Origin of the sequence: Janthinobacterium sp. 75, assembly GCF_004365495.1 — a bacterium.
Taxonomy (GTDB): domain Bacteria; phylum Pseudomonadota; class Gammaproteobacteria; order Burkholderiales; family Burkholderiaceae_D; genus Janthinobacterium.
Genome location: NZ_SORD01000001.1, coordinates 2,068,526 through 2,094,076 on the forward strand (window position 1 = coordinate 2,068,526; position 25,551 = coordinate 2,094,076).

Annotated in this window: 22 protein-coding genes; 13 read left to right on the forward strand and 9 right to left on the reverse strand. The window is 62.5% G+C overall.

Annotation, left to right across the window (positions count from 1 at the left end; genetic code table 11):
* Positions 1 to 29 precede the first annotated feature (29 nt).
* From C8C89_RS09410 to C8C89_RS09420, 3 genes are read left to right on the forward strand one after another with little or no spacing between them, the layout of a single operon-like run.
* Complete coding sequence (locus tag C8C89_RS09410) at positions 30 to 548, forward strand: N-acetyltransferase (protein ID WP_133989570.1); 519 nt, start codon at positions 30 to 32, stop codon at positions 546 to 548.
* Positions 545 to 1,090: a GNAT family N-acetyltransferase gene (locus tag C8C89_RS09415; RefSeq protein WP_133989572.1), complete on the forward strand. Its 546-nt coding sequence runs from the start codon at positions 545 to 547 to the stop codon at positions 1,088 to 1,090. The genes C8C89_RS09410 and C8C89_RS09415 overlap by 4 nt, the downstream gene beginning before the upstream one ends.
* A 35-nt stretch (positions 1,091 to 1,125) precedes the next feature.
* A complete protein-coding gene (locus C8C89_RS09420; protein ID WP_133989574.1) occupies positions 1,126 to 2,043 on the forward strand; it encodes an Eco29kI family restriction endonuclease in 918 nt (305 codons plus the stop codon).
* Positions 2,044 to 2,144: 101 nt separating this feature from the next.
* Here C8C89_RS09420 and C8C89_RS09425 read toward each other — a convergent pair whose 3' ends face one another.
* Entirely contained in the window at positions 2,145 to 3,362 is a 1,218-nt protein-coding gene (locus C8C89_RS09425) for a DNA cytosine methyltransferase (RefSeq protein ID WP_243857956.1), read from the reverse strand.
* Between the two features lie 349 nt (positions 3,363 to 3,711).
* Here C8C89_RS09425 and C8C89_RS27300 point away from each other — a divergent pair, with 349 nt between their 5' ends.
* The 10 genes from C8C89_RS27300 (at position 3,712) to C8C89_RS09475 (ending at position 15,877) form a co-directional block, all read left to right on the forward strand.
* A complete protein-coding gene (locus C8C89_RS27300) occupies positions 3,712 to 3,915 on the forward strand; it encodes a very short patch repair endonuclease (RefSeq protein WP_243857957.1) in 204 nt (67 codons plus the stop codon).
* 415 nt (positions 3,916 to 4,330) lie between these two features.
* Positions 4,331 to 5,593, forward strand: coding sequence for a sugar ABC transporter substrate-binding protein (locus C8C89_RS09435; RefSeq protein WP_243857958.1), 1,263 nt, complete (start codon positions 4,331 to 4,333; stop codon positions 5,591 to 5,593).
* Positions 5,594 to 5,728: 135 nt separating this feature from the next.
* Positions 5,729 to 6,619, forward strand: coding sequence for a sugar ABC transporter permease (locus C8C89_RS09440; protein WP_133989579.1), 891 nt, complete (start codon positions 5,729 to 5,731; stop codon positions 6,617 to 6,619).
* On the forward strand, positions 6,607 to 7,434 hold the full coding sequence (locus tag C8C89_RS09445; protein ID WP_133989581.1) for a carbohydrate ABC transporter permease: 828 nt from the start codon (positions 6,607 to 6,609) through the stop codon (positions 7,432 to 7,434). Before C8C89_RS09440 ends, C8C89_RS09445 begins: the two co-directional genes overlap by 13 nt.
* Before the next feature lie 11 nt (positions 7,435 to 7,445).
* The gene (locus tag C8C89_RS09450) at positions 7,446 to 8,480 is read left to right on the forward strand and encodes an NAD(P)-dependent alcohol dehydrogenase (protein ID WP_133989583.1); all 1,035 of its coding nucleotides are present in this window, start codon (positions 7,446 to 7,448) and stop codon (positions 8,478 to 8,480) included.
* A gap of 31 nt (positions 8,481 to 8,511) precedes the next feature.
* Positions 8,512 to 9,636, forward strand: a complete 1,125-nt coding sequence (ugpC, locus tag C8C89_RS09455; RefSeq protein ID WP_133989585.1) for a sn-glycerol-3-phosphate ABC transporter ATP-binding protein UgpC — start codon at positions 8,512 to 8,514, stop codon at positions 9,634 to 9,636.
* A 35-nt stretch (positions 9,637 to 9,671) separates the two neighbouring features.
* A complete protein-coding gene (locus tag C8C89_RS09460) occupies positions 9,672 to 10,562 on the forward strand; it encodes an AraC family transcriptional regulator (RefSeq protein ID WP_101482540.1) in 891 nt (296 codons plus the stop codon).
* 18 nt (positions 10,563 to 10,580) lie between these two features.
* A complete protein-coding gene (gene xylB / locus C8C89_RS09465) occupies positions 10,581 to 12,053 on the forward strand; it encodes a xylulokinase (protein ID WP_133989587.1) in 1,473 nt (490 codons plus the stop codon).
* 227 nt (positions 12,054 to 12,280) lie between these two features.
* A complete protein-coding gene (locus C8C89_RS09470; protein ID WP_101482538.1) occupies positions 12,281 to 13,894 on the forward strand; it encodes a methyl-accepting chemotaxis protein in 1,614 nt (537 codons plus the stop codon).
* Positions 13,895 to 14,062: 168 nt separating this feature from the next.
* Positions 14,063 to 15,877, forward strand: a complete 1,815-nt coding sequence (locus C8C89_RS09475; RefSeq protein ID WP_133989589.1) for an EAL domain-containing protein — start codon at positions 14,063 to 14,065, stop codon at positions 15,875 to 15,877.
* Here C8C89_RS09475 and C8C89_RS09480 read toward each other — a convergent pair.
* The 8 genes from C8C89_RS09480 to C8C89_RS09515 all read right to left on the reverse strand — a co-directional run bounded on the left by C8C89_RS09480 (position 15,868) and on the right by C8C89_RS09515 (position 25,406).
* Complete coding sequence (locus C8C89_RS09480; RefSeq protein WP_101482536.1) at positions 15,868 to 18,318, reverse strand: TonB-dependent receptor; 2,451 nt, start codon at positions 18,316 to 18,318, stop codon at positions 15,868 to 15,870. The two genes, C8C89_RS09475 and C8C89_RS09480, sit on opposite strands and share 10 nt — an antisense overlap.
* Positions 18,319 to 18,409: 91 nt before the next feature.
* Positions 18,410 to 19,363 (reverse strand): FecR domain-containing protein, encoded by a 954-nt coding sequence (locus tag C8C89_RS09485; RefSeq protein ID WP_243857959.1) that lies wholly within the window; start codon positions 19,361 to 19,363, stop codon positions 18,410 to 18,412.
* A complete protein-coding gene (locus C8C89_RS09490; RefSeq protein WP_101482534.1) occupies positions 19,360 to 19,902 on the reverse strand; it encodes a sigma-70 family RNA polymerase sigma factor in 543 nt (180 codons plus the stop codon). The genes C8C89_RS09485 and C8C89_RS09490 overlap by 4 nt, the downstream gene beginning before the upstream one ends.
* 111 nt (positions 19,903 to 20,013) lie before the next feature.
* Positions 20,014 to 20,367, reverse strand: coding sequence for a DUF3325 domain-containing protein (locus tag C8C89_RS09495; protein ID WP_243858283.1), 354 nt, complete (start codon positions 20,365 to 20,367; stop codon positions 20,014 to 20,016).
* Positions 20,367 to 21,989, reverse strand: coding sequence for a PepSY-associated TM helix domain-containing protein (locus tag C8C89_RS09500; RefSeq protein ID WP_133989593.1), 1,623 nt, complete (start codon positions 21,987 to 21,989; stop codon positions 20,367 to 20,369). Before C8C89_RS09500 ends, C8C89_RS09495 begins: the two co-directional genes overlap by 1 nt.
* Positions 21,986 to 22,333 carry a DUF3649 domain-containing protein gene (locus C8C89_RS09505; protein ID WP_133989595.1) on the reverse strand — a complete coding sequence of 116 codons (348 nt, stop codon included), beginning with the start codon at positions 22,331 to 22,333 and terminating at the stop codon, positions 21,986 to 21,988. Before C8C89_RS09505 ends, C8C89_RS09500 begins: the two co-directional genes overlap by 4 nt.
* A 2-nt stretch (positions 22,334 to 22,335) precedes the next feature.
* Complete coding sequence (locus C8C89_RS09510) at positions 22,336 to 23,082, reverse strand: DUF4198 domain-containing protein (protein WP_133989597.1); 747 nt, start codon at positions 23,080 to 23,082, stop codon at positions 22,336 to 22,338.
* 62 nt (positions 23,083 to 23,144) lie between these two features.
* Entirely contained in the window at positions 23,145 to 25,406 is a 2,262-nt protein-coding gene (locus C8C89_RS09515) for a TonB-dependent siderophore receptor (protein WP_133989599.1), read from the reverse strand.
* Positions 25,407 to 25,551 lie beyond the last annotated feature (145 nt).

The window sequence follows — 25,551 nt, forward strand, 5'->3', positions numbered from 1 at the left end:
AGCCATCACTTGTTATCGGGAGCACCGCCTTGAAAGAAATTGATATCCGTCCGGCCAACGAAGCCGATTTCGACGCCATGTGGGCCATCTTCCAGGTACTGGTGGCCGCTGGCGACACCTACACCTTCCCCGCCGACACCTCGCGCGAAGAGTGCCACGCCTACTGGTTCGGCCCCGGCGTGCAAAGCTTTGTCGCCGTGATGGGCAGCGAGCGCCTGCTGGGCATGTACAAGCTGGTGGCGAACCAGCCGGGCCATGGATCGCACGTGGCCAATGCCTCGTTCATGGTCGATCCCGCCGCGCAGGGCGTGGGCGTGGGGCGCCTGCTGGGCGTGCACTGCATGGAAGAAGCGCGCCGCGCGGGCTACCTGGCGATGCAGTTCAACTTCGTCGTCAGCACCAACCTGGCCGCCGTCACCCTGTGGAAAAAACTGGGCTTCACGGTTGTCGCCACCCTGCCGCTGGCCTACCGCCACGCGCAGCTGGGCTATGTCGACGCCTACGTGATGTACCAGCTATTGACCGACCCGATGCAGTGGCCGGCATGAGTGGCGCCACGACAGAGCCGGTCACCGTCATCGAGACACCCCGTTTGCGTCTGCGCACAGCCACCCTGGACGACGCGGCGTTCTACATGGAACTGGTCAACGACCCGTCGTGGATCGCCAACATCGGCCAGCGCAATATTCACACCGTGGAAGTGGCCAGTGCCGCGCTGGAGTCGGGGCCCATGGCGCAGTTCCGCGACCATGGCTATTCGCTGTACATCCTCGAACGCCGCAGCGATGGCGCCTTGGTAGGCATGGCCGGGCTGGTTCGCCGCGACAGCCTGCCCGGCCCCGATATTGGCTATGCCGTGCGTCCCGCCTACTGGGGTCAGGGTTATGCCTGGGAGGCGGCGGCCGCCATCGTGCAGCATGCGCAGCACGTGCTGCGCCTGCCCACTCTGTACGGCATCACCTCGCTGCAGAACCAGGCCTCGATCAACTTGCTTAACAAGCTGGGGCTGCGCTTCGAACGCTTCTCGCGCCTGCCGCCGGAGGGCAGGGAGACGAATATCTACCGCAAGGATTTTCGCCAGTTTTCGTAGTGTGAACGTCAATATTAAATAGAGTAAGGAAATAGATGGCCACAAGTAAAAAAGTCGTTCCACATCTCGAAACTATGCTTGCTGAATTGCAAGATTTAGCCATTCGAATAGCCAATGTTGACGCAGGTACTGATGCTCGTAGTGTCAAAAAAATCCGTTTGGAACTAGAAAAGGCTGTGTCTGAGATCAAAGCGACCACGGAAAGGTTGGACCCCGTTTGGCGTCCGGAATCGATTTTCGATCCTTCCGATCCCAGCACTGCCGGCAGGGTAGTAGCCTTGACTATGGTTGCGCAGGAAAGGCATTCGTTGGCGGCTATCCCTGAATTTTATGGTGCCGGGGTGTATGCGATCTACTATCGAGGTGATTTTTCACCTTACTTACCATTGAAAGATAAAGATCATCCTATCTACGTGGGAAAAGCTGACCCTGACCGACAAGGCGCCAAGGATGCTGTAACCCAAGGAACAAAGTTATCAGCGCGCCTCAATGAACATGCTCGTAGTATTCGAAAAGCAACTACTACATTGAAAATTGAAGATTTTGAATGTCGATTTTTGATTGTGCAAAGCGGATATCAAAAGTCGGCCGAAGATTATTTGATCAACTTTTTTAAACCGATCTGGAACTCGGAGACAAAGATTTGCTTTGGTCTTGGGAAGCATGGGGACAGTTCCGATACGCGTGTCAATAAGCGGTCACCTTGGGATACCATGCATCCAGGACGGGAATGGGCGGATAGAACTTTTGAAAACCAGAAATCGATCGAGGTGATCAATGATCAAATTGCTGGTCACTTGTCAGTCCATACACCTTACACAGATGTCCATCAGATTTTTGAGCGGATTATGGCAGATATGCGTCAGATTAACCGGGAGCGTTTTTTTACTCCCGCAAAAGGTGGTGCTTTGTTCGATCAGGTAGCCGCTGAGGTCATGCCCCCTTCAGAGTAGGGGCGCGATTTTTTGACTCAGATTTATTCTTGAAATAGGGCGGAAGGGCAGGGGCTTTTGGCGCATCTCATGCAATCTTCCTGCCATGCTGGCGTCCACTTTTATTCTCGCAGAAGTGCGCATACACCGCGCGCCATTACTGCCGCTAACTTTACAGGAACGGCGTTGCCTAGCTGACGCATGGTCTCAGACCATGTACCTTCAAATATGAAATTGTCAGGGAAGGTTTGAATACGTGCCGATTCCCTGACAGTAAAATACCTAACTGAGCCGTCAGTGTGGCGTAGCATATTTTCACCCCCAGGAACTCCATGGTCACCTGCTTTGAGTGCCTTTGCTGGTTCATCAATAGGGCTTCCTGTATGCCCGGCATAAGCTCTCGCGCCTGGCTGAAAGCGATGTGCTTGCGCTAACTCCAAGTCCCTTGTAGAGGATCTCTCAGGGTCGGGAAGATCGGAGATAGCATCTCTGACGGTTTGCCAAGCAAGCATGTTTGCGCCGTGATCAGCATCTAAAATTTTTTGGATCTTTTTATCTATGCCTTCGGGCCGTGGCGGACGCTTTTTGGAAGCAACGCGGTGACGTTCCCAGTAGCTTCCGTTTGCCCATTTTGTCAGCACCAGCGCATCACTACTATGTGTTTCTGCTGGGAAGTCCCAAGGCTTGTGAACATCAGCCCTGAAACCAACGAAAAAGATACGCATGCGCTTTTGCGGAACACCATAATTGGCTGCATTGACCAGGCGGTGATAGACATGATATTCACTCGGCGCCCCCTTGGTCTTGTATGTTTGCAGCCTTACCAAGTGTTCTGTCCACAGCTCTTTCGTTTTGGCGATCTGTGAGGGAAATTCAAGTTGCAGCAGAATGTAGTTGAAGTAGTCGGCGAATGCCGCACGTTTTAGACCTTGCACATTTTCGAAGGTAAACGCGCGCGGCCGGGCCTCTCGGACAGCACGTATCGCTTGTGGGAACATATCTCTCTCGTCGAGAAATCCACCGTGCTTCCCACCCATGGAAAAAGGTTGGCATGGTGGACCTCCGGTGATTAGATCGATATTGATATGATTTGTATAGTTAAAATCACGTACGTCGCCTTCTATGACATCAGGCCAATGACTGATCGGTTCCACCTGCTGAAGTTTGTTATTGCGCAAGGTATTGCACGCATGGCTGTTCCATTCGACAACTGCGCGATGCTGAACATCATTGCTGGAAAAACCAAGCGCCAGTCCTCCCGCCCCTGCGAATAGTTCAATTGACTCAATGGTACGCGTGTTTGACTGGACTAAGAGGGCGGGCGTGTTATACATGGTCATTTGGGGTGGCTGAAACGCTGCTGCTTTTTCGGTACATTATTGAATCGATGTGGTTGATAGTAACCTGACATTGCAGGGTGGAAACTGTTACTCTCGTCTGCATGCAATGGTGTGTATGGCAACTTCTGTGTGGATGTATTTAAGTAGTGCAGCAGTATAAAGCAATGAACACAAGTGGACCAAACCGAGGGAGGCAGCAGCGCCCCACATACATCAATGCCAAACTCTCTGCATGGCTCATTGTACTGTGTTTTTGTACAGCATTCAATGAACTGATTTGTTGTTATTCAAGGTACCGTTGAAAATGCAAGGAAAGGCACTATTTCTGCACGGTTTCATGAGGTGTATTATGGTTGACACAATAGATCAGCCATCGCGTAGCAGAGTGTTGGCACTGGTTAAAGGCAAAAATACTGGGCCAGAGCTGTTGGTTAGAAAGCTGGTGTTTTCAGCAGGATATCGCTATCGGATTCATGTCAAAAAGCTACCGGGATCTCCCGATTTGACGTTTCCTCGCAGGAAAAAAGTCATCTTCGTACATGGATGTTTTTGACATCGGCATGAAGGTTGTGATTTGGCTCGCATGCCTAAGTCACGTATCGACTTTTGGGACTCAAAATTGAGTGGCAATAAGTTACGCGATGCACGAGCAGTTTATGCCTTGCGTCAATGTGGATGGGATGTCATGGTCGTGTGGGAGTGCGAGCTTCGTGATCCTGATAACGTAGTGAAAGCGATAAAAGAATTTCTCGGCGAACCTTGTAGGCGTGTCTTGCCTGGGGTGTGAGTCGTCGGGAAAATGAGGACATCCTGGCTCTTGACGATCCCCCAGCAGGTGAGGGATGGCTGAAAAAAAGTATTTAGAAACCCGCGCCTTTTGTAGTGGTGGCGCGCCGTCTTTGTTTTTATAGTTGGCATACCGGTGGAAAACCGCCGGACTATAAAAATGGAGACGTGTTATGAAAATCATGACTGCTATTGCATGGGGCGCCCTCATGTCCGCCGGGTTTGCCGACGCTTCGGCGCAAAGCTGCTCGGTGCCCGTCCTCAAGGTGCTGGCGCAAAAAAGCCTGGGCCTGACCGTGATGGAAAAGACCCTGGCCGAGTATGAAAAGAAAAACGGCACCAAGGTACAAATCAGCTATTTCGGCGAAAACGACCGCCGCTCCAAGGCCCGCCTGGACGCTTCCACCAAGGCCGGCTCCTACCAGATCTATTACATCGACGAAGCCAACGTGGCCGAGTTTGCTACGGCAGGCTGGGTCGTGCCCCTGCTCAAATACCTGCCCAAGGACGCCGACTACGACGACTTCCTGCCGGGCCGCCGCGCCGTCGCCTCGTACAAGGGCGTGGCGTATTTCGCCCCCCTGATCGGCGGCAGCGACTTCCTGTTCTACCGCCGCGACCTGCTGGAAAAGGCTGGCATCGCCGTGCCGAAGACGCTCGACGAACTGGTCGCCGCCGTGAAAAAACTCAACAGCCCGCCGAACGTGTATGGCTGGGCGGCGCGCGGCCAGCGCGGCTCGGGCATGAATGTGTGGCGCTGGGCTCCGTTCATGCTTGCCGCCGGCGGCAAGTGGGAAAACAATGGCGTGCCAACCTTCAATTCGCCGCAGGCCGTCAAGGCGACGACCCTGTACCGCGACCTGTTCAAGTATTCGCCTCCCGGTGGCGCCACCTACGACTGGAGCAACGCGCTCGAAGCATTCAGGTCGGGCAAGGTGGCATTCATGATCGAGTCGACGCCGTTCGCCGACTGGATGGAAGACCCGAAAAAATCCTCGGTGGTCGACAAGGTGGGCTATGTGCGTCCGCCCGCGCCGCTGGCATCGGCCGCATATGGCCACGGCCTGGCCATTTCCGCCACGGGCGCCAAGGATGAATGCACGCGCCAGGCGGCCGGCAAGTTCATCGCGTGGGCCACGGGCAAGGAACAGGAGCAGGCGCGCCTGAAGGACAATGTTTTCAGCGACTACAACCGCAGCAGCACCATCGCCAGCGACTACTTCCGCAAGCACGTCAAGCCGCAAATCCAGGCGGGCCTGACGGACACCACGCCCGTCTCGCGCGTCACCATCTGGCCTAGTCCCGAATGGCCGGACATTGGCGACAACCTGGGCGTCGTTTTAGAGGAGGTGTTTACGGGCACGCGCGGCGACGTGCAGAGCGCTCTCGATGAGGCCAATGAGTACGCCACGGAAGTGATGCAGCGGGCGCAGAAACGCAAATAAGGCGTATCGCCGTTTCACCCAACGGCGGAAGTGCCGGGGTCAGTCGCTTCGCGATCGGATTGCGCCCCACTGGGGCGCAATCCCCCGTCGGGTCTGACCCCGGATTTACGCTAACGAGCCTGAAAGCTGATCCTTATGCCGCATATCATCCGTAAAAAACGCCACACCTGGCTGCCGGCCGTCTTTCTGACGCTGCCGCTGCTGGTCCTGCTGATACTGGGCCTGGTGCCCAGCATCGCCGCCATCAACCTGGCCCTGCAAAACCGCGTGCTGCGCTACAGCGACAGCGACTATGTCGGTTTTGCCAATTTCATCCGCCTCTTCGGCGACCGCCGCTTCGTCAATGCCGTGCAGGTGTCGGCCATCTGGGAAGTGGTGACCGTGGTCGGCTCGCTGATCGTCGGCGTGCTGCTGGCCGTGTTCCTGTTCGAGAAAGTCAAGGGCCGCACACGTGATCTTCTCGCGCTGCTCCTGATCGTGCCCGTGCTGCTGCCGCGCGTCTCGGCCGCCTTTATCTGGAAGTTCATGTACTCGCCGCTGATGGGCATCCTCAACTGGTTGCTCGAATGCGTGGGCCTGGGCGGCACGGCTTTGCTGTCCGACCCCGCCACGGCCCTGTACGCGGTGGCGCTGGTCGACATCTGGCAGTGGGGCCTGTTCTTCGGCGCCGTCATCCTGAAGCTGCTGGAAACCCTGCCTGGCGAACCGCTGGAAGCGGCGCGTCTCGATTACGCCAGCACCCTGCAGGTGTATGCGTACATCGCGCTGCCGATGCTGAAGGTACCCATCATGAGTCTGGTGTTCATCAAGATGGTCGAGTCGCTGCGCTCGTTCGACCTGATCTACGTGATGACCAAGGGCGGCCCCGGCATCTCCACCGAAACCCTGGATATGTACGCGTATGCGCAAGGCATCGGCCTGATGGGCAAGGTGTCGTACGCGTCCAGCATGGCCGTGCTGATGATGCTGGCCACGACTGTCATCTTCACTTTACTCTGGAAGCGGGTCGCCAAATGGGAAAACTGACTATCCGGCGCGGCGTGGACCATGCCGCCACCACGGCCATTACCACCGCCATCGTGCTGGTGGCGCTGTTCCCCATCCTGTGGGCCGTGCTCAATTCCTTCAAGGAGCTGATGGACATCGTCACGCCCGTGCCGCGCTTTTTCTTCAGCCCCACCCTGGCCAATTACCAGCAGGTGCTGGCCAGTCCGGAAGTGCTGACGGGACTGGGCAACAGCGTGGCCATCGTCGGCGTGGCCGTGCTGCTGGGTGCCTTGCTGGGCGTACCGGCCGCGTATGCGCTTGCCCGCTATCCGATTCCGGCCAAGAAGGATATCCAGTTCTTCCTGCTGTCCCTGCGCTTTCTGCCACCCGTGGCCGTCGCCATTCCGCTGATCTCGATCTGGATCGACCTGGGCCTGTACGACTCGCGCCTGTCGATGGTGGTGACGTATCTGCTGGTGACCCTGTCGACCATCATCTGGCTGTCGATTCCCGCGTTTGCCCGCATCCCGAAGGAGATCGAGGAAGCGGCCGCGCTCGATGGTTACGGCCCTTATCAGGTGTTCTGGTATGTGGCCCTGCCGGTGGCGTCGAAGTCCCTGATGGGCGGCATCGTCTTCAGCTTCGTGCTGGTCTGGAATGAACTGATGATCGCGCTGGCGCTCACCTCGTCGAAAAGCATGACCCTGCCCGTGGTGGCATCGGCCTTTACCTCGATGGGCCAGGAAGTGCCGTGGGGCGTGGTGAACGCGTCCACCGTGCTGCTGGCGCTGCCGCCGCTGCTGTTCGTCGGCATCCTGGGACGCCTGCTCAACTCCATGCTTAAACATAAATAAGGAAATCAATCATGCAAGCACTCGTCCTGGAACAAGCGCATTCCATCACCCTGCGCGATATCGACCTGCCGCTCGCGGTCGGCCCGCGCGATGTGAAAATCAAGATCCACACGGTGGGCATCTGCGGCAGCGACGTGCATTATTTCAAACACGGCAAGATCGGTCCCTTCGCCGTCGAAGCGCCGATGGTGCTCGGTCACGAGGCTGCCGGCGTGGTGGCGGAAGTGGGACATGAGGTGACGCACCTGAAAGTGGGGGACCGGGTCTGCATGGAGCCGGGCGTGCCGCAGTTCGATTCTCCAGCCACCATGCGCGGCCTGTACAACCTCGATCCGGCCGTGCGCTTCTGGGCCACGCCACCCATCCACGGCTGCCTTACGCCTTATGTCGTGCATCCGGCCGCATTTACCTTCAAGCTGCCCGACAGCGTCAGCTTTGGCGAAGGCGCCATCGTCGAACCGCTGGCCATCGGCTTGCAGGCAGCCAAGAAGGCGGCCATCAAACCGGGTGACGTGGCGGTGGTGATTGGCGCCGGCACCATCGGCGCCATGAATGCGCTGGCCGCGCTGGCAGGCGGCTGCTCGCGCGTCATCCTGGCCGACCTGGTACCGGAAAAACTGGCCCTGTTCGCCGGCAATCCTGCCGTGACTACGGTCGACGTGCGCCAGGCCAGCCTGGCCGACACGGTGCGCGACCTGACGGAAGGCTGGGGCGCCGACATCGTTTTCGAGGCCAGCGGCAGCATGCGCGCCTACGACAATATCGTCGACCTGCTGTGCCCGAACGGCTGCCTGGTGCTGGTCGGCATGCCGCCCGAGAACGTGCCTTTCGACATCGTCGCCATCCAGGCCAAGGAAGTGCGTATTGAATCCGTCTTCCGCTACGCGAACATCTTCCCGCGCGCCATCGCCTTGCTGGCCTCCGGCAAGATCGACGTGAAGCCCTTCATATCGCGCACCTTCGGCTTTGCCGATGGCGTGCAGGCGTTTGAGGAAGCGGCCAAGGGCCATCCGCACGACGTCAAGATTCAGATCGAACTGGCTTGAGCCAGTCACTCAGTACACTGGAGACAACACCATGGCAAACATCGCTTGCAGGCAGCTGCACAAGACTTATGATGAGAAAACGGCCGTGCTGCAGCCGTTCGACCTGGAGATAGCCGACGGCGAATTCATCGTCCTGCTGGGGCCATCTGGCTGCGGCAAGTCGACCCTGCTGCGCATGATCGCCGGACTGGAAGACATCAGCGGCGGCGAGCTGCACATCGGCGGCACCATCGTCAACGATTTGCCGCCCCGTGCGCGCAACGTGGCGATGGTATTCCAGAACTACGCCTTGTATCCGCACATGACGGTGTACGAGAACATCGCCTTCGGCCTGCGCCGCCTGAAGGTGCCGAACGACGAGATCGAGCGCCGCGTGCGCGAGGTGGCGGCCATTCTCAGCCTGGACAGCCTGCTCGAGCGCAAGCCGCGCGCCATGTCGGGTGGCCAGCAGCAACGCACGGCGATTGCGCGCGCCATGATCAAAACGCCGCAGGTCTTTCTGTTCGATGAACCGCTGTCTAACCTGGACGCCAAGCTGCGCGCGCAGCTGCGCGCCGACATCAAACGCCTGCACCGACGCCTGCGCACCACCACCCTGTACGTCACGCACGACCAGCTCGAGGCCATGACCCTGGCCGACAGGGTGGTGCTGATGAAGGGCGGGCATATCGAGCAGATCGGCACGCCGGCGGAACTGTACAACCATCCGCGCACCCTGTTTGCGGCAGGCTTCATCGGCACGCCAGCCATGAACTTCATCGATGGCGTCGTCGAAAAAGACGGCGGGCAAACGGTGCTTGTGTGCGCCGGCTACTGCTGGCCATTGATTTCGTCACGCTTCGCGGCTTTGTCGGCAGGCACGCGCGTGGTCTTCGGCCTGCGCCCGAACCACTTGCGTGCGGCGCAGCCGCAAGAGCAGGCAGGCACGCATGGCCTGTCGTGCGTGATTGACCTGGTCGAGTTGCTGGGTGCCGAAGCGCTGATCAGCTTTCAGTGCGGCGCCTTGAGCCTGTCGGCGCTGCTGCCGGCGAATGCGGCCAACAGCGCGGCGCAGGTGGGGCAGACCCTGGCGCTGGCCTTCGATGAAGAGCACGTGCATCTGTTCGATGCCGACAGCGGGCTGGCAGTTGCGCTCAGTGCTCAACTAAGTGGTTAGAATAGCTGGCACCGAGACTGTGCAAGGGAACTGCCGTGACGCCTGACCTGGAACTGATCCACAAACCGATCCACGAATCGTTTCGCGCATGGGCGCACGGCTTTCCGCATACCGTGGCGAAATGGCATTTTCATCCTGAATACGAACTGCACTTCATCATCACGTCGAACGGCAAATTTTTTATCGGCGACCATATCGGCAGTTACGGGGCGGGCAATCTGATCTTGACAGGTCCGAACCTGCCGCACAACTGGGTCAGCGAACTTCCGGAAGGCGTGGTCTTGCCCGAGCGCGACCTGGTGCTGCAGTTTTCCGGCGACTTCATCGAACGTTGCGCGCTGCTGTTCCCAGAAATGGCGCCCCTGAAAACCCTGCTGGGAGAGGCTGGCAGGGGCTTGCAATTTCCCGATGCGCTTGGCCTGCGCCTGGTGCCGCTGATGAAGGAATTGACGACGGCGCAGGGCTTGCGCCGGGTCGAACTGTTTACGCGCCTGTTCGGCGAGCTGTGCGACTGCCGCGAGCGGCGGCCCCTGGCCAGCGTCACTTACCTGGCGCAGGCGGGCCGCTATATGTCATCGACCATCAACCTGGTGCTGGCCTATATCAAGCAGAACATCACGCTCGATTTTTGCGAGCAGGATGTGGCCGACGTGGCGGAGATGAACACGCTCAAGTTCACGCGTTTCTTCCGCAAGCATACGGGCACCTCGTTCATTCAATACGTGAATCAGGAGCGCATCGCGCTGGCCTGCGAGCTGCTGATGAACACGGACATGAAGGTCACCGATATCTGCTACCGCACGGGATTCAACAACCTTTCCAATTTCAACCGTCAGTTCTTGGCCCACAAGCAGATGTCGCCGTCGAAATTCCGCTCCTGCCTGCTGATGAACATGCCCGAGCCGTCCGGCGACGGCCATTCTTAACTTTTCTCTTGGAATCAAATGACTTATCTCGGTATCGATATCGGCACTTCCGAAGTCAAGGCCATCCTCACCGATGACGCCCAAGCCATCCTTGCCAGCGCCGGCGTGACCCTGCGCGTGTCGAGTCCCCATCCCGGCTGGTCGGAGCAAAATCCCGAAGACTGGTGGCACGCCACCCTGGACGTCATCGCCGCCATCCGCGCCGCGCAGCCGGTGGCGTTTTCCGGCTTGCGCGGCATTGCCCTGTCGGGCCAGATGCATGGCGCCACCCTGCTCGACAAGCAGCAGCACGTGCTGCGCGCGGCCATCCTGTGGAACGATACGCGTGCCTTTGCCGAATGCGTGGAACTCGAGGCGCTGGTGCCCGAGTCGCGCGCCATCACGGGCAACCAGGCCATGCCGGGTTTCACGGCGCCCAAGCTGCTGTGGCTGCAAAAATACGAGCCGTCGCTGTTCCGTGCCACGGCCAAGGTCTTGCTGCCCAAGGATTACGTGGCGCTGCGGCTGACGGGCGAGTATGTTTCCGACATGTCCGACGCTTCCGGCACACTGTGGCTGGACGTGGCCAAACGCGACTGGTCCGAACGCATGCTGGCCGCCACGGGCCTGACGCGCGAGCATATGCCGCGCCTGGTCGAGGGTAGCGCCGCCGCCGCGCAGGTGCGCCCGGCCCTGTGCCAGGAATGGGGCATCGCGCACACGGTAGTGCTGGCCGGCGGCGCGGGCGATAACGCGGCGGCCGCCGTGGGCCTGGGCGTGGTGGAGCCGGGCGCCGGACTGCTGTCGCTGGGGACCTCGGGCGTGCTGTTCGCCGGCAGCGATGGCTTTGCGCCCAATCCGGGCCAGGGCGTGCACGCGTTCTGCCATTGCCTGCCCGAACGCTGGCACCAGATGAGCGTGATCCTCAGCGCCGCATCCAGCCTGAGCTGGGTGGCGCGGCTGACGCAGTCGTCCGACATCGGTGAACTGGCGACCCTTGCCGAAGGCGTCGAGGCGCGCATGGCCCCCATCTTCCTGCCGTATTTGAGCGGCGAACGCACGCCGCACAACGACGCCACGGCGCGCGGCGTGTTCTTCGGTTTGTCGACGGAACACGGGCGCGCGGAACTGGCCTACAGCGTGATGGAAGGCGTGGCCTTTGCCATGGCCGACGGCAATGCGGCCCTGCGCAGCGCCGGCACGCGCCTGGAAGAAGCGTCGTTCGTGGGCGGCGGTTCGCGCAGCCGCTTCTGGGCCCAGCTGTGCGCGAATGCCTCGGGCTTGAACGTGCTGCGCCACGACCATGGCGTGGCCGGCGGCACCCTGGGCGCGGCGCGCCTGGCGCAGATGGCGGTGACGGGCTTGCCGCCCGCGCAGGTGTGCACGCGTCCGCCCGTGCAGGAAACGATCGCGCCGCAAGCCTCCGCCATGCTGGACGATAGGCTGGCGCGCTACCGGCGGTTATACCCGCTGCTGCGCGAGGAATTCGCGGGAGCGGCCGTGGCGCGCTAGCGTAATCGGCAAGATTGCCGGCCCGGCCATGCTGCGCGTCCTGCAATATGGCCAGACAGTCAACCTTCTCGTGTAATTTGTTGTTTCTATGCTGAAAGTGTTTCTCTAGCGAAAGCGCCGCTTGGTTTTTCACGGGGCACGCTGCATGATTTCCCCATTTGGTGAGAATTGGATAGTTTTTGGCGGCGCCGTTGTTGCCATCCTGTTCTTGTCGTTTGGAGAAACACATGCAACTTGCGAATTTGAAAATCTCCGTCCGCCTGGGTCTGTTGGGCGCCTTCTTCTTTCTTGCGCTGGTGTTCGTTGGCGTGCGCGGCTGGAGCGCGCTCGACGCGGCCAGCGCGCGCAGTGCGGATGCCATGCAGCGCTCCGTGGCCCTGACGGAAGCGGTCGACGCGGCGCGCAGCGCGCAGGTGGAATTCAAGATCCAGGTGCAGGAATGGAAAAACATCCTGTTGCGCGGCGGCGATGCGGCCGCCTTCCAGCGCTACCGCGAAGCGTTTGTGGCCAGCGGCGCGCAGACGCGCAAGGAACTGGCCGGCCTGCAGGCGATGATGGCCGCGTTGCATCTCGATACGGCGCCCGTGGCGCAAGCCATGCAGGCGCACGACGCGCTGGGCGTGAGCTACCTGGCGGCGCTGCAGCAGTATGACGGCGCGCGCGCCGACAGCGCCCACACGGTCGATGCGCTGGTCAAGGGCATGGACCGCGAACCGACGCGCCAGATCGACGCCATCGTCGCCACGATCGGCAAGCAGTCGCACAGCCTGATGGCGCAGATGAAGGAGCAGGATACGGCCGCGCACCGCAGCGCCAGCATCGCCATGCTGGCAACCGTGCTGGTGACCCTGGTCGTGGGGTCTATCACCGTGTGGTGGCTGATCCGCAGCATCACGGTGCCGCTGGGTGCGGCCGTCGGCATCGCCCAGCAAGTGGCGGCTGGCGACTTGCGCGCCGTCGTGGCCGACAGCAGCCGTGATGAAATCGGCGACCTGCTGCGTGCCTTGAAGGCAATGAGCGGCAACCTGGCCGATATCGTGGGACGGGTACGGGCCGGTACGGACGCCATCGCCACGGCGTCGAGCGAAATTGCCAGCGGCAACATGGACCTGTCTTCGCGCACGGAGGAACAGGCCAGTTCGCTGGAAGAAACGGCCGCTTCGATGATCGAGCTGACCTCCACCGTGCGGCAGAATAACGACAACGCGGACCAGGCGCGCCAGCTTGCCGGCGGCGCGTCCGACGTGGCGCAGCGCGGTGGCGAGGCCGTGGCGCAGGTGGTGCAGACCATGAGCCATATCAATGCCTCGTCGAAGCGCATCGTCGACATCATCGCCGTCATCGACGGCATCGCTTTCCAGACGAATATCCTGGCCTTGAATGCGGCAGTGGAAGCAGCGCGCGCGGGCGAGCAGGGACGCGGCTTCGCCGTCGTTGCCACCGAAGTGCGCAGCCTGGCGCACAGGTCGGCCGCGGCGGCCATGGAAATCAAGCAGCTGATCGGCGAATCCGTGCGCACGGTGGAAGAGGGCAGCGTGCTTGCCGGCCAGGCGGGGCGCACGATGGATGACGTGGTCAGTAGCGTGCAGCGCGTGAACGCCATCATCGGCGAGATCGCCGTGGCCAGCGTGGAGCAGCGCGATGGCATCGAGCAGATCAGCATCGCCATCAGCCAGATGGATGGCGTGACGCAGCAGAACGCGGCTCTGGTGGAGCAGGCTGCCGCCGCTGCGGACGCGCTGCAGCAGCAGGCAGCCAGCCTGGCTGACGCTGTCAGCATCTTCAAACTGCATGCCGTTCCCGGCGTCGCTGCACCGGCCCGGAGGCTTTCGCTGAGCTGACGCTGGTCCGTCCCGCAGCGCTTGATGCCAGTCAAGCGGTGCCCGATCAGGCAAAAAATTCGGCGAAATTCTTATACTATTTCCTTTCCGCATGGATCTGCGCCCGGCCGCATGGCGCGCGTTGCAAAGGAAAACCATGTTCCTCACTTTCCGTCTGCCGGGTGACGCATGACGGCGCTGCTGCTGGCGCTGTGCCTGGCCCTTGCCGTGGTGCTCAGCGTGCTGCTGGCCTGCCAGTGGCATGCGGCGCGCGCCTGGCGCATGCACCAGGCGAATGGCGTAGTGCTGCAGGCGGCGCAGGCGCAGCCCATGGCAGATGCGCTGGCGCTGCTGCACGCGCTGCCGGCGGCTGTCATCGGCACCGACCACGACGGCGTGGTGCAGTACCTGAATCCCCGCGCCAGCGCCATCGGTGGGCTGCTGGGCGGCGATGGCCTGGGCCAGCCCGTGACGGAGCTGCTGCCGCTGTTCCAGGACGGCACGCCCATCGATGCGGCGCGCCAGGTGCGCGAGTGCGTGGCGCAGCAGGAAGTGCTGGAAGTGGCGCGCGGCGCGGTGCTGCTGCGCCATCTCGATGGCAAGCGCATTGACGTGCAGTACAGTTGCGCGCCGCTGGCGCAGCGGGGTGCCGTGCTGCTGCTGCACGATGTATCGGCCCGCCGGCGCGCCGAGCAGCAACTGGAATTCATCGCCCACCACGACGGCCTGACGGGTTTGCCGAACCGCCTGCATTTCCAGATCCGCTTTGAGCACGGCATCGCCTACGCGCGCCGCCACCAGGGCTTGCTGGCCGTGCTGTTCATCGACATCGACCGCTTCAAATCCATCAACGATAGTCTGGGGCACGACGTGGGCGACCAGGTGCTGACGGAGTTCGCGCGTCGGGTGCAGCAGTGCGTGCGCAAGGTCGATACGGTGGCGCGCCAGGGCGGCGATGAATTCATCATCCTGCTGACGGAACTGCGCACGGCGCACGATGCCGAGCGGGTGGCCGAAAAAATCGTCGCCGCCATCGCCTCGCCCTTCGTCATCAGCGAATACAGTCTGTCGGTGGCGGCCAGCGTGGGCGTGGCCCTCTACCCGGACGATGACGACGACGTCAATGCACTGATCGAAAAGGCCGACCTGGCCATGTACGCGGCCAAGCGCCATGCGCCGGGTACTTGTTTGCGTTACGCCGTGCGCATGCAGACGCAGTCGTATTCGCGCACCATCCTCGAGACGGCCCTGCGCCATGCGCTCGAACGCAAGGAATTCGCCCTGTTCTACCAGCCGCGCATGGACCTGAAGACGCGCAGGATCACGGGAGTGAAGGCGTTGCTGCGCTGGAAGCACCCGGAACTTGGACTGATGATGCCGCTCGATTTTTTGCCGGTGCTGGAAGAAAGCGCCTTGATCCTGCCGGTGGGGGCCTGGGTGATGGCCACGGCGGTGGAACAGGCACGCAGCTGGATGGCGCAGGGGCAAGTGTTAACGGTGTCCGTCAGCCTGTCGGCGCGCCAGTTCTACCAGCGCGATATCGCGCGCAATTTCGCCGCCGCGCTGGAGGCGGCCGGCGTGCCGGGGCATTGCATCGAACTGGAAATCGCCGCCGGCATCCTGATCGACCGCAACCAGAACTGCGAACTGATACTGCGCCAGTTCCGCCAACTGGGCATGGCGATTGCCATCAGCGATTTCGGCACGGGCGACGCGTCGCTCACTTACCTGAAACGCTTCCCCACGGATGCCGTGAAGATCGAAAAGTGCTTCGTCGACGACCTGGGCAAGCCGGGCGACGACAGTGCCATGGTGCGCGCCATCGTCGCGATGGCACGCACGCTCGGACTGCGCACCATCGCCAGCGGCGTGGAAAGCGGCGCGCAGCTGGAACTGCTCGCCGAGATGGGCTGCGACGAGGCGTTTGGCTATTTTCTCGGCCGCGCCATGGCGCCCGAGGGCATCGAGGCGCTGCTCAAAAGTAGTGAAGTCATTCAGAACTGATAGCGCAGCGACAGCACGGCGTTGCGCGGATCGCCGTAGTATCCGCCCATGCCCGTCGAGTAGTACTTCTTGTCGAAGACGTTGTTGACGTTCAGGGTCGCCAGCAGCTGCTTGCTGACCTGATACTGCGCCATCAGTCCCGCCACGGCATACGCCTTCTGCGTGAAGCGTTCGCCGTTCGGCCCGCGGTCATCCATGTAGATATTGCTCTGCCAGTTCACGCCGCCGCCCAGCACCAGGCCCGGCACGCCTTGCGCCAGGCGCCAGGTGCTCCACAGCTTGGCCATGGCTTGCGGCTGGTTGGTCTGGATGCGCGCGCCGGCAGCATTGCGGATGCGGCTGTAGGCATAGCTGGCCGTCAGTTGCCAGTCGGGGCGCAGCTGGCCCGAGACTTCCGCTTCGAAGCCGCGCGTGGTGGCGCCCTTGACCGTGTGATAGGCGTAGGAACCGCCGCCCGTGCCGATGATCCAGACATTGCCCGGATCGGCTTCGGCCAGGTTTTCCTGTTTCAGCTGGAAGAGGGCGGCACTGGTGGTGAGCTTGCCGCCGAAGAATTCGCCCTTGGCGCCCACTTCGTAGTTCTTGCCTTCGAGCGGCGCCAGGAAGCGGCTGTTGACGTCGCGCTGGCTTTGCGGCGTGAAGATGCTGGTGTAGCTGGCGTAGGCCGACCAGTGCTGGCCCAGGTCGTAGACGAGGCCTGCATACGGCGTGATCTTGCCGTTTTCGCGCATCGCATCGTACAGGTCCGTGTCATTGAAATAGTCGCTGCGGATGTCGCGCTTCCAGTACGACAGGCGCGCGCCGAGGATCACCGACAGCGCATCCGTCGGGCGCAGGCGCAGGGTCGAATACAGGCCGCTTTCCCGTTCCTTGTCGTACGAACTGCCCAGACGCGTGCCGCTGTAGTCGGGCACCGGCATATCGCCATTCCAGGCGTGGATATCTGGCACCGTGTAGTCATAGCCATCGAGGCGCCAGCCCGGATAGATGGGGCTGTTCGTCTTGAGTTCCGAGGCGCTCACGCCCAGCACCAGTTCATGCTGGCGGCCGAAGGCCTGGAACGGGCCGCTGACATAGGCGTCGAGCGAGGTCTGTTGCGGCTTGCTGTGCCAGTTGGCCAGCCACAGCCGCATGCCGCCGCCCGTCACGCGGTCCGGGTAGCCATTGCCGGAAAAGCCCTGCAAGGCATCGTACTGGTTGCTGCTGCGGCTGACTGCGACCTTGGCGATCCAGTCGTTGTCGAAATAGTGGTCGAGCGTGGCGAACAGCATGCTCTGTTCGCGCTCGTACGTGCTCCACGCGGCCGTGCCGTTCATCGAGCGGGGGAAGCGCGTCTGCGAGCCGTCGGCATAAAACATGGGGAAGTCGCGGCCCGCGCCCTTGAGCTTTTCCTGTTGATAGTTGATGCCGGCGCTGAGCACTGTCGATGGCGTCAGGTCCGCTTCGACGATGGCGTACAGCACGTCCTTCTTCTGCTGGTAGCGGTCGATGAACGAGCGCTGGTCTTCATGCGCGGCGACGACGCGCGCGCGCACCTTGCCGTCCGACGTCAATGGTGTCGAGACATCGCCTTCGACGCGGTAGCGGTCCCACGAACCGAGCTGCGCGCCGGCCGTGGCGGCAAAGCTGCGGCCCGGGCGCTTGCGCACCAGGTTGACGGCCGCCGACGGGCTGCCCGTGCCGCTGATCAGGCCCGTCGCGCCGCGGATGATTTCGACCCTGTCGTAGATGGCCATGTCGTAGGTGCGTGCTTCCAGGTTCTTGCTGGTCGGGATGCCGTCGAACATGTACGACGTCACTTCAAATCCCCGTGAAAACACCTGGTCGTATTCGCGCGTGCTCGACGAATGGTCGACCGTGATGCCGGGCGCCTGGACCAGCACATCCTGCAACGTGCGCAAACCCTGGTCGTCGATCTGCTGGCGCGTGATGACGCTGACCGCCTGCGGCGTTTCGCGCAGCGACAGGTTCAAACGCGTGGCGCTGGTCAGGCCTGCGTAGCCGCGCTTGCCTTCCGTGGTGCCGTCGCGCAGGGCGCTGGAGCTGACGGCTACTTCGTCCAGCGTGGCGGCGATCGGCGCGCCGTGCGATGCAGCGCCCGCCTTGCGCAGCACGTAACTGCGCTCTCCGCTGGGCAGCGCCTCCAGTCCTGTGCCGGTTAGCAGGCGGGCCAGTGCCTGCGGCACCGTGTAGCTGCCGTTCAGGCCTGGCGTGCGCATGCCTTGCAGCAGTTCGGCCGCCGCGCCCACGCTCACTTTTGCTTCGATGGCAAAGCTGGCGATGGCGGCGGACAGCTCGCCCGGCGGCACGCTGAAACTGATTTGCGTGCTGGCTGGGGCGGTGGCGGAAGCTGCCGCCAGGGCCGGCGCCTGCGCCAGCGACAGCAAGATCACGGCGCTGCCGATGGTGCGCGCGAGGGGAGTCAAACGGGGTGGGTGCATGGTCTGGCCTTTCCGGTGGAGTGTCGTTGAAGATATCGTTGCAATACCCTCAGGACAGGCCATGCCGAAAAAAAGGGCCATCTTTTATAAACTATTTTTTGCGGGCCACGAGAGTGACCCAGTATTGGGTGCGGTACAGCACGTCGACGGGCAGCATGCGCGCCAGGCTGTCCAGCACGGCGTCCGTGTCGTCGAGCTGGAAGGCGCCCGTCAGGCGCAAGCCAGCCACCTGCGGTTCCACGCGCAGCAGGCCGGGGCGGTAGCGTGACAGCTCAAAGGCGAAGGCATCGAGGCGCATGTCCTGCGCCGCCAGCATGCCACGCGCCCATGCATCGGCTTGCGGCGGCGCCGGCGCGGGCAGGCTGGCGTGGCTGGCGTCGAAGCGGCTTTGCTGTCCCGCCATGAGCGTGCGCACGGTGGCCGAGGGCGCGCGCGGCGTGATTTCCACCGCGTGTTCGAGCACCGTCACGCGGCTGCTGTCGTCGTCGACGCGCACGGTAAAGCGCGTGCCCAGCGCGCGGATGCGGCCATGGCAGGTGGCGACGATGAAGGGGCGGCTGCCCGCGTGGTCGGGGCGCGTCTGTATCAGTACTTCGCCGTGGCGCAGCGTCAGCCGGCGTTCGTCGGCGCCATACGCCAGGTCGACGGCGCTTTCCGTGTTGAGCACAAGGGTGCCGCCATCGGGCAAGGACACCTCGCGCCGTTCGCCCACGCTGCTGCGGTAGTCGGCCAGCAGTTCATGGCGCGCCAGCAGCCAGGTGGCGGGTGCCGCCATCAGCGCCAGCAGTATCTGCATGGCCGCGCGTCGCTGCGGCCGGCGCAATACGGGCACGGCCAACTCCGGCGGCAGCCGGCCGGCCGTCTGGCTCACTTGCTGTACCTTACTCCAGGCGCGCGCATGTTCCGGGTCGAGTGCGCGCCATTGCGCCGACGCCGTCAGGTCATCCGATGTGGCCTGGCCCGATTGCTCCAATAAATACCATTCGACGGCCTGGCGCGCCACCTTGCGCGACAGAGGAGGATAAAGCGGAGCAGCGGCGCTCATGCCGGCAAGTCCGGCACCAGCAGCACGCATTCGGTCAGCGCCTCGGCCATGTAACGCTTCACGGAGCGCTCGCCGATGCCCAGCTGCGCGGCGATGTCCGCGTACGCATGGCCTTCTATCTGCGCCAGGATGAAGACGGCGCGTACCTTCGGTTTCAGGCCATCTAGCATGGCGTCGACCGCTTGCAGCGCCTGCAGGATTTCCGCGCGCCGCTCGGCGGAGGGCTGGTACTGCTCTGGCTGCGCGGCCAGCGCATCGGCCCAGGCGCGTTCCAGCGACTGGCGCCGTAAATGATTGATCAGCAAATGCTTGGCAACTGTCGCCAGATAGGCCTTCGGCGTGCGCAGGGCCGGCGTTTGCGGCTGCCCCGTGGGGCCGGCCAGCAGGCGTGTGAAGGTATCCTGCATCAGGTCAGCCGCCTCGGCAGCATTACCCAGGCGCCGCTGCAGCCAGTGCGCCAGCCAGCCGTGGTGTGCTCGGTAATGGCTTTCAAGTTGCGTGGGAAGCATGGGGGAGGGCGCGAACGGACTGCCTGGCATGGTGGAGAAGGCCTTAATGCAAATAAGAATTATTCTCATTTTAGCGCGGTGAGCGTGCTGGCGCAATGCGCTGTTGCTGTGCCGCCACGCCGTGGCGGCACAGGACTATCTCTACAGAATGGCCATCGCGCTGGCGGCCAGCATGGCCGCCACGCCGATCATGCGCGCCAGACGCATGGCCTGGTGAGGCGCGTAGGGCAGCAGCCAGATCAGCAGCAAGCCACAGCCCGTCAGGCTGCCGATCCAGTAGACGAGGCCGTAGCCGCCGCCGGCGATGTGCATGGCCCAGGCAAGTCCGGCCGCCAGCGCCAGCCAGCCCGTCCACTGCAGGCGGCGGCGCAGCGGCGCGGGCGGTTCGGCGCCGCGTCCGTGCAGGTCGGCGTAGTGGCGGTCCATGGCCAGGCACAGCGAAGACAGGCCCGCATAGCATAGGGCGAAGACGAGGAAATTGGCTAACAGCTCCATCACGCGGCCTCCATCGTTGACGCCGGCTTGGCGATGGGTGCGGGTTTGGGCGCCTTCACTGGCAGCGGTTTCAATTTGAACGCCGCATACGCCAGGCCCAGGCCCAGCACCAGCACCACCAGGTCGAAGGCGGCCACCGCTACCGGGCCGCGACCCAGGAACAGTGTCACGCCCAGGTGCGAATTGGTGGTGAAGACGTTCAGCACGGGCAGGGCCGCCAGCAGGAAGGCGCCTACGGCCAGCTGCATGCGCCACATGGCGCGCGACGGGCGTAGCTGGGCGATGATGGCGGCCAGGGCCCAGGCGCCGAAGAAGCAGGCGATTTCTTCCTTCGGCCGGTCTTCCATCGTCACCGGCAGCAGGCGGTTGGCCCAGAAGTAGGCGCCGAAGGCGATCGGGATGCCGGCGATGGCGCCGATGTTGAGCGCTTCGACCAGGCGCAGGCCGACGCTGGCGCGCTTGCCGGCGGCCAGCGCCTTGGCTTGCTTCTGGCGCGTCTTGACGGCCCACAGCAAGGCGCCCGTGGCGACCATGGCGCAGCCGGCCAGGCCGGACAGGAAGAACAGGGCGCGCAGCAGCGGTCCGCCGAAATGCGCGATGTGCAAGCCGACCATGACGCCGTGCGTGGCGGCCGCGCCAGGCTGCGCGGCGCCATCGGTGGACAGCAGCTTGCCGGAAACGCCATCGAATTCCATCGATGGCTGCTTCGACGACATATCGCGTCCGCCGGCACGCGTCAGCGAAATGGTGGCGTTGGCGTCGCCCGGGTGGTTGACGGAGATGCGTTCGACCTTGCCGCCCCACTGCTGTTCCGCCTGGCGCACGAGGGGTGCCAGTGGCGTCAGGGGCGCGGCCACGCCGGCCGGCTTGCTGTCGCCCGAGCGGCCGGGAAAGGCTTCGGCAAAGAAGGCGTCCTGGTCGCCCTTGTAGGCGGCCGTGGCGCCGGACGGCATGTACAGGAACATCAGGGTGACCAGACCCGTGTAGGTGATCATGATGTGGTAGGGCAGGGCCAGCACGGCTGTCACGTTGTGCGCGTCGAGCCACGAGCGCTGGCCTTTTTTCGGCCGGAAGGTAAACAGGTCCTTGAAGATGCGCTTGTGCGTGACGATGCCGCTGATGATGGAGACGAACATGAACATGGCGCAGAAACCCACGATCCAGCGGCCCCAGATGGCCGACATGTAGTGCAGGTCGAAATGCAGGCGGTAGAGGAATTCGCCGCCCCGCGTGTCGCGTGGCTTCGACAGCACCTCGCCCGTGGCCGGGTCGGCTTTTTCGCTATGAAAATTGCCGCGCCGCCCGCGTTTCTTTTCACCGGGTTGCGACGGTTTGCTCCAGCCCAGCTGCGTGGCGGGGCTGCGCTCGCCGGGCAGGCTGATGAACCAGCGCGTGGCGCCCGTGGCCCGCTCCTGCATGGCTTTTTGCGCGACAGTGGCCGCTTCCTCGGTGCTCACACGGCTGGTGGCGGCGCCATGCAGCTCGGGCTGCATCCACAGTGTGATTTCATTGCGGTAGTAGCTGGCCGTGCCGGCGCAAAACACCAGCAGCAAGATCCAGCAGACGAGCAGGCCGGACCAGGTGTGCAGCCATGCCATCGACTGGCGGAAACCTTCTTTCATGCGAGACTCCAGGATAGTGCATCCATCCACTGCAGGATGGCGGCGATGACGGCGGCGGGGATCGCCAGGCCCAGCCAGGCGCGCAGGGCGCTGCGCGTGGCGAAGACCCACATCACGGCGCAGGTGTAGATGGCAAACGACAGCAGGGTGGCTGTCATGACGGCTTCGGAACGGGCCATGGGCAGGCTCACCGACAGCAGCATGGTGACCAGCGCTGCCAGCACGTAGCCGCCAACGATGGCCGCCACGCTGCGCGTAGCCACGCCGAGGCGGTATACGGCGCCGGCGGAGAGCCGCAGACGCGCCATTTTTTCAGTGATTTCAGTATTGGCAGGCGCTTGCATGGTCAGTCGTGATCCTTGCTCGGTGGCAGGGCAGGGCCGGCCGGCAGCGGCGTCACGCCTTGCGGCTGCACCAGGCTCAGTGTGGTCACGAACATGGCCTTGTCATAGGCTTGCGTGCCGCGCTGGCCAGCCGTTTTGTCCGTGTGCTGGACTTCCAGCACATAGCTTCCCTTCCATGGCAGCGGGAAGCTGACCAGGCCTTGCGCATCGCTCCACGCTTCCTTGCCCCAGCCCGATTGCACCACGGCGTTGACCTTGGCCTGCGCCAGCGGCTTGCCCTGGTAGCTGACCTGGAACTGGCCTGGTTTGCCTGTCGGCACGAGGTCCAGCGTCAGTGCGGGCGCCTGCGCCTTGCCGTCGGCGACCAGGCGCGCGGCGGGAATCCACACGGTGCGCGTGGCCTTGCCATCCTTTTTCTCTTCCCATGACGGGTAGTTGTCTTCCTCGACGATGATGCTTTCGCCTGCGCCCACCTTGCCATTCAGGATGAACGCGCCGGCCGTCTTGCTCGCCTGCAGCGGCTGCGCCCCCTTGGCCGACAGCCACGTCACGTTCTTGATGCTGAACTTGTCCAGCAGGCCGGGCGACGCTTCGCGCAGGTTGTCGCCGAATTCGCCGAAATACACGCTGGCCGCCTTGCCGTCCTGCTGCAGCCAGATCTGGTGCGCGCTGGCGTTGCCGCAGGCGATGGCCGCGCCCAGCAGGGCGGTGGCGAGGGCGCCGAGGCGCGCGATGGAAGTGATGTGCATGGTGTATCCCTTATCTTTTTATGTGAATGGAAAATCGGCCGGGTTCCCAAGGACTGCGTGCATCAGTACTGGTAGCGCAGGTTCAGCGCCACGTTGCGCGGTTCGCCGTAATAGCCGCCGTTATAGAAACCCACGCGGCGGAAATACGTTTTGTCGAACAGGTTGTTGACATTCAGGCTGGCCGACAGTTTCGGGCTGATCTGGTAGCGCGCCATCAGGTTGGCCAGCACGTAACTGCCCTGGCTGACACGGATTTTGCTTTTATTTGGCAGGGTGGCCGTCGTGTAAATCTCGTTCTGCCAGTTCAAGCCGCCGCCGATGGTGAGATTTTGCAGCTCGCCCGGCAGGCGGTAGGTGGTCGAGACGCGCAGCATGTTGGTCGGCTGGATGGTGTTGGTCACCACGCCCTTGCCCGTCTTCGATTTGCTGTGCGTGTAGCCGGCGAACAGCTGCCAGCCGCTCAAGGGGCTGCCCGACACTTCCGCCTCGTAGCCGCGGCTTTTCGTGCCTTTGCCCGTCGAGACATAGGGACGGCTGCCGTCCGGCAGCACAAAGGTCAGTGGCACAGATCTGTCTTCCTCGCCCAGGTTGTCCTGCCTGGCTTCATACGCGGCGAACGAGGCGTTCACGGCGCCGTCGAAGAATTCGCTCTTCACGCCCGCTTCCACGTTGCTGCCCGTGATCGGGTCCAGAAAGGCGTTGCTCTTGTCCTTCAGGTTTTGCGGCTTGAACAGGTCCGTATAGCTGGCGTACAGCGAAGTGCTTTTGCTCACATCGAGCACCATGCCCGCATATGGCGTGACGACATCGTCCGTCTTGTAGGCCGAGCTGCGTTTTTCAAAACGGCCCTGGGTGTCGTAGCGGTCGTTGTAGGTTTCCCATTTGGAGACGCGCGCGCCGGCCAGCACCTTGAAGCTGTCCGTGACATTGATGCGGGTTGCGATGAAGGCACCCGACTGTTTGGTGGTGGCGACGTCGCGCGCACCCGTGCGCGTCAGGCTGGGTTCGGGCACGTCGCCCGTCCAGTTGCGGAAGTCGGGGATGGTGGTGGCAAATGGCAGCGGATCGGGCAGCAAGGTTTCATTCGTCGTGCCAACGCGCTTCCAGCCGTTCACGCCCAGCACCAGGTCGTGCTGGCGGCCGAACAGGGGAAAGGTGCCGTTGGCCGACAGGTCGAAGTTGTCCTGTTTTTCATCGTAGGGGAAGGCGCCGCTCCAGACTTCCAGGCCGCTGCCGTCGCGTTTCGGATAGCCGCTGCCGCCGTAGAACAGCTTGCCGTTCGAGGAGCTGTCCAGGCGCCCGTAGGCGGCCTTGATCTTCCAGTCGTTGGAGTAGCGGTGCTCGAGGTAGACATAGCTGTTCTGGAACTCGCGCTCCCAGCTGCTCCACTTGGCCGCCATGTTGAACGAGCGGGGCATGTTGGCGGGCGTGCCATCAGAGAAAAACAGGGGCGTGGTGCCCCAGCTCGTGCCCTTCGGCGTATTTTTCTGGTAGTCGATACCGGCCGTCAGCAGAGTATCCGGCGTCAGGTCCGCCTCGACGATGACGGCGCCCACCAGCTTGCGTTCCTGGTACAGGTCCATATAGGAATGGCGGTTCTGGCCCGCCACGACGACACGCCCGCGGATACTGCCATCGGCATTGAGCGGCGCACTGATGTCGCCTTCCAGCCGGACCTTGCTCCAGGAACCCAGCGTCAGGCCGGCCGAGGCGGCGAACTCCTTGCCGGGACTCTTGTGCAGCATGTTGATGGTGGCCGACGGGTCGCCATTGCCGCTGACCAGGCCCGTGGCGCCGCGCACGATTTCGATGCGGTCATAGATGGCCGTGTCGAACAGTGCATTGGACCCGGAATTGACGGCCACGCCATCGATCTGGTAATTGCCGATGGAAAAGCCGCGCGCCGAAAAATTGGTGCGTTCGCTGTCATTTTCCTGCACCGTCACGCCCGTCGACTGCACCAGCACCTCTGCCAGGCTGTTCAGCCCCATGTCATCCATGCGCTGGCGCGTCACCACGGAAATCGATTGCGGCGTTTCGCGGATCGACAAGCCCATGCGCGTGGCCGTGGCCATCTGTTTTGTCGTGTAGGAACCTGTGTGCTCGGTCGATGCCTTGTCTTGCTGGGCTTGCACCTTGATCTCGCTGAGGGTGGCTTCCTCGGGCTTGGCAGGCACCTCCGTTGCCAGGGCTGCACCTGCGCCCAGCGCCGCCGTCAGCAAGGCTGAATGCACGGCGACGACCAGCGGACGCAGGCTGATGTTGCCAATATGTGGGGAAAACGGGCCGGCAACCATGCCGGCCAACGAACGTGCTTGCGCCATGAAACAACCTTCTTCTCGTGTGCCCACCGTCGAGCGGCTGGCGTTTTTTTGGTGTGGGAGGCTTGCTTGGCGGTGGTGCCTGGCTGGCGCAGCGTGTCATCCAGCCGCGCATCGGTCAGGCGACTGCGCGCAGGCTCTGGAGGAG

Coding starts and splice junctions, on each gene's coding strand:
- C8C89_RS09415 (WP_133989572.1), top strand. CDS start 545: ATGAGTGGCGCCACGACAGAGCCGGTCACCGTCATCGAGACACCCCGT.
- C8C89_RS09420 (WP_133989574.1), top strand. CDS start 1,126: ATGGCCACAAGTAAAAAAGTCGTTCCACATCTCGAAACTATGCTTGCT.
- C8C89_RS09425 (WP_243857956.1), bottom strand. CDS start 3,362: ATGACCATGTATAACACGCCCGCCCTCTTAGTCCAGTCAAACACGCGT.
- C8C89_RS27300 (WP_243857957.1), top strand. CDS start 3,712: ATGGTTGACACAATAGATCAGCCATCGCGTAGCAGAGTGTTGGCACTG.
- C8C89_RS09435 (WP_243857958.1), top strand. CDS start 4,331: ATGACTGCTATTGCATGGGGCGCCCTCATGTCCGCCGGGTTTGCCGAC.
- C8C89_RS09440 (WP_133989579.1), top strand. CDS start 5,729: ATGCCGCATATCATCCGTAAAAAACGCCACACCTGGCTGCCGGCCGTC.
- C8C89_RS09445 (WP_133989581.1), top strand. CDS start 6,607: ATGGGAAAACTGACTATCCGGCGCGGCGTGGACCATGCCGCCACCACG.
- C8C89_RS09450 (WP_133989583.1), top strand. CDS start 7,446: ATGCAAGCACTCGTCCTGGAACAAGCGCATTCCATCACCCTGCGCGAT.
- ugpC (WP_133989585.1), top strand. CDS start 8,512: ATGGCAAACATCGCTTGCAGGCAGCTGCACAAGACTTATGATGAGAAA.
- xylB (WP_133989587.1), top strand. CDS start 10,581: ATGACTTATCTCGGTATCGATATCGGCACTTCCGAAGTCAAGGCCATC.
- C8C89_RS09470 (WP_101482538.1), top strand. CDS start 12,281: ATGCAACTTGCGAATTTGAAAATCTCCGTCCGCCTGGGTCTGTTGGGC.
- C8C89_RS09475 (WP_133989589.1), top strand. CDS start 14,063: ATGACGGCGCTGCTGCTGGCGCTGTGCCTGGCCCTTGCCGTGGTGCTC.
- C8C89_RS09480 (WP_101482536.1), bottom strand. CDS start 18,318: ATGCACCCACCCCGTTTGACTCCCCTCGCGCGCACCATCGGCAGCGCC.
- C8C89_RS09485 (WP_243857959.1), bottom strand. CDS start 19,363: ATGAGCGCCGCTGCTCCGCTTTATCCTCCTCTGTCGCGCAAGGTGGCG.
- C8C89_RS09490 (WP_101482534.1), bottom strand. CDS start 19,902: ATGCCAGGCAGTCCGTTCGCGCCCTCCCCCATGCTTCCCACGCAACTT.
- C8C89_RS09495 (WP_243858283.1), bottom strand. CDS start 20,367: ATGGAGCTGTTAGCCAATTTCCTCGTCTTCGCCCTATGCTATGCGGGC.
- C8C89_RS09500 (WP_133989593.1), bottom strand. CDS start 21,989: ATGAAAGAAGGTTTCCGCCAGTCGATGGCATGGCTGCACACCTGGTCC.
- C8C89_RS09505 (WP_133989595.1), bottom strand. CDS start 22,333: ATGCAAGCGCCTGCCAATACTGAAATCACTGAAAAAATGGCGCGTCTG.
- C8C89_RS09510 (WP_133989597.1), bottom strand. CDS start 23,082: ATGCACATCACTTCCATCGCGCGCCTCGGCGCCCTCGCCACCGCCCTG.
- C8C89_RS09515 (WP_133989599.1), bottom strand. CDS start 25,406: ATGGCGCAAGCACGTTCGTTGGCCGGCATGGTTGCCGGCCCGTTTTCC.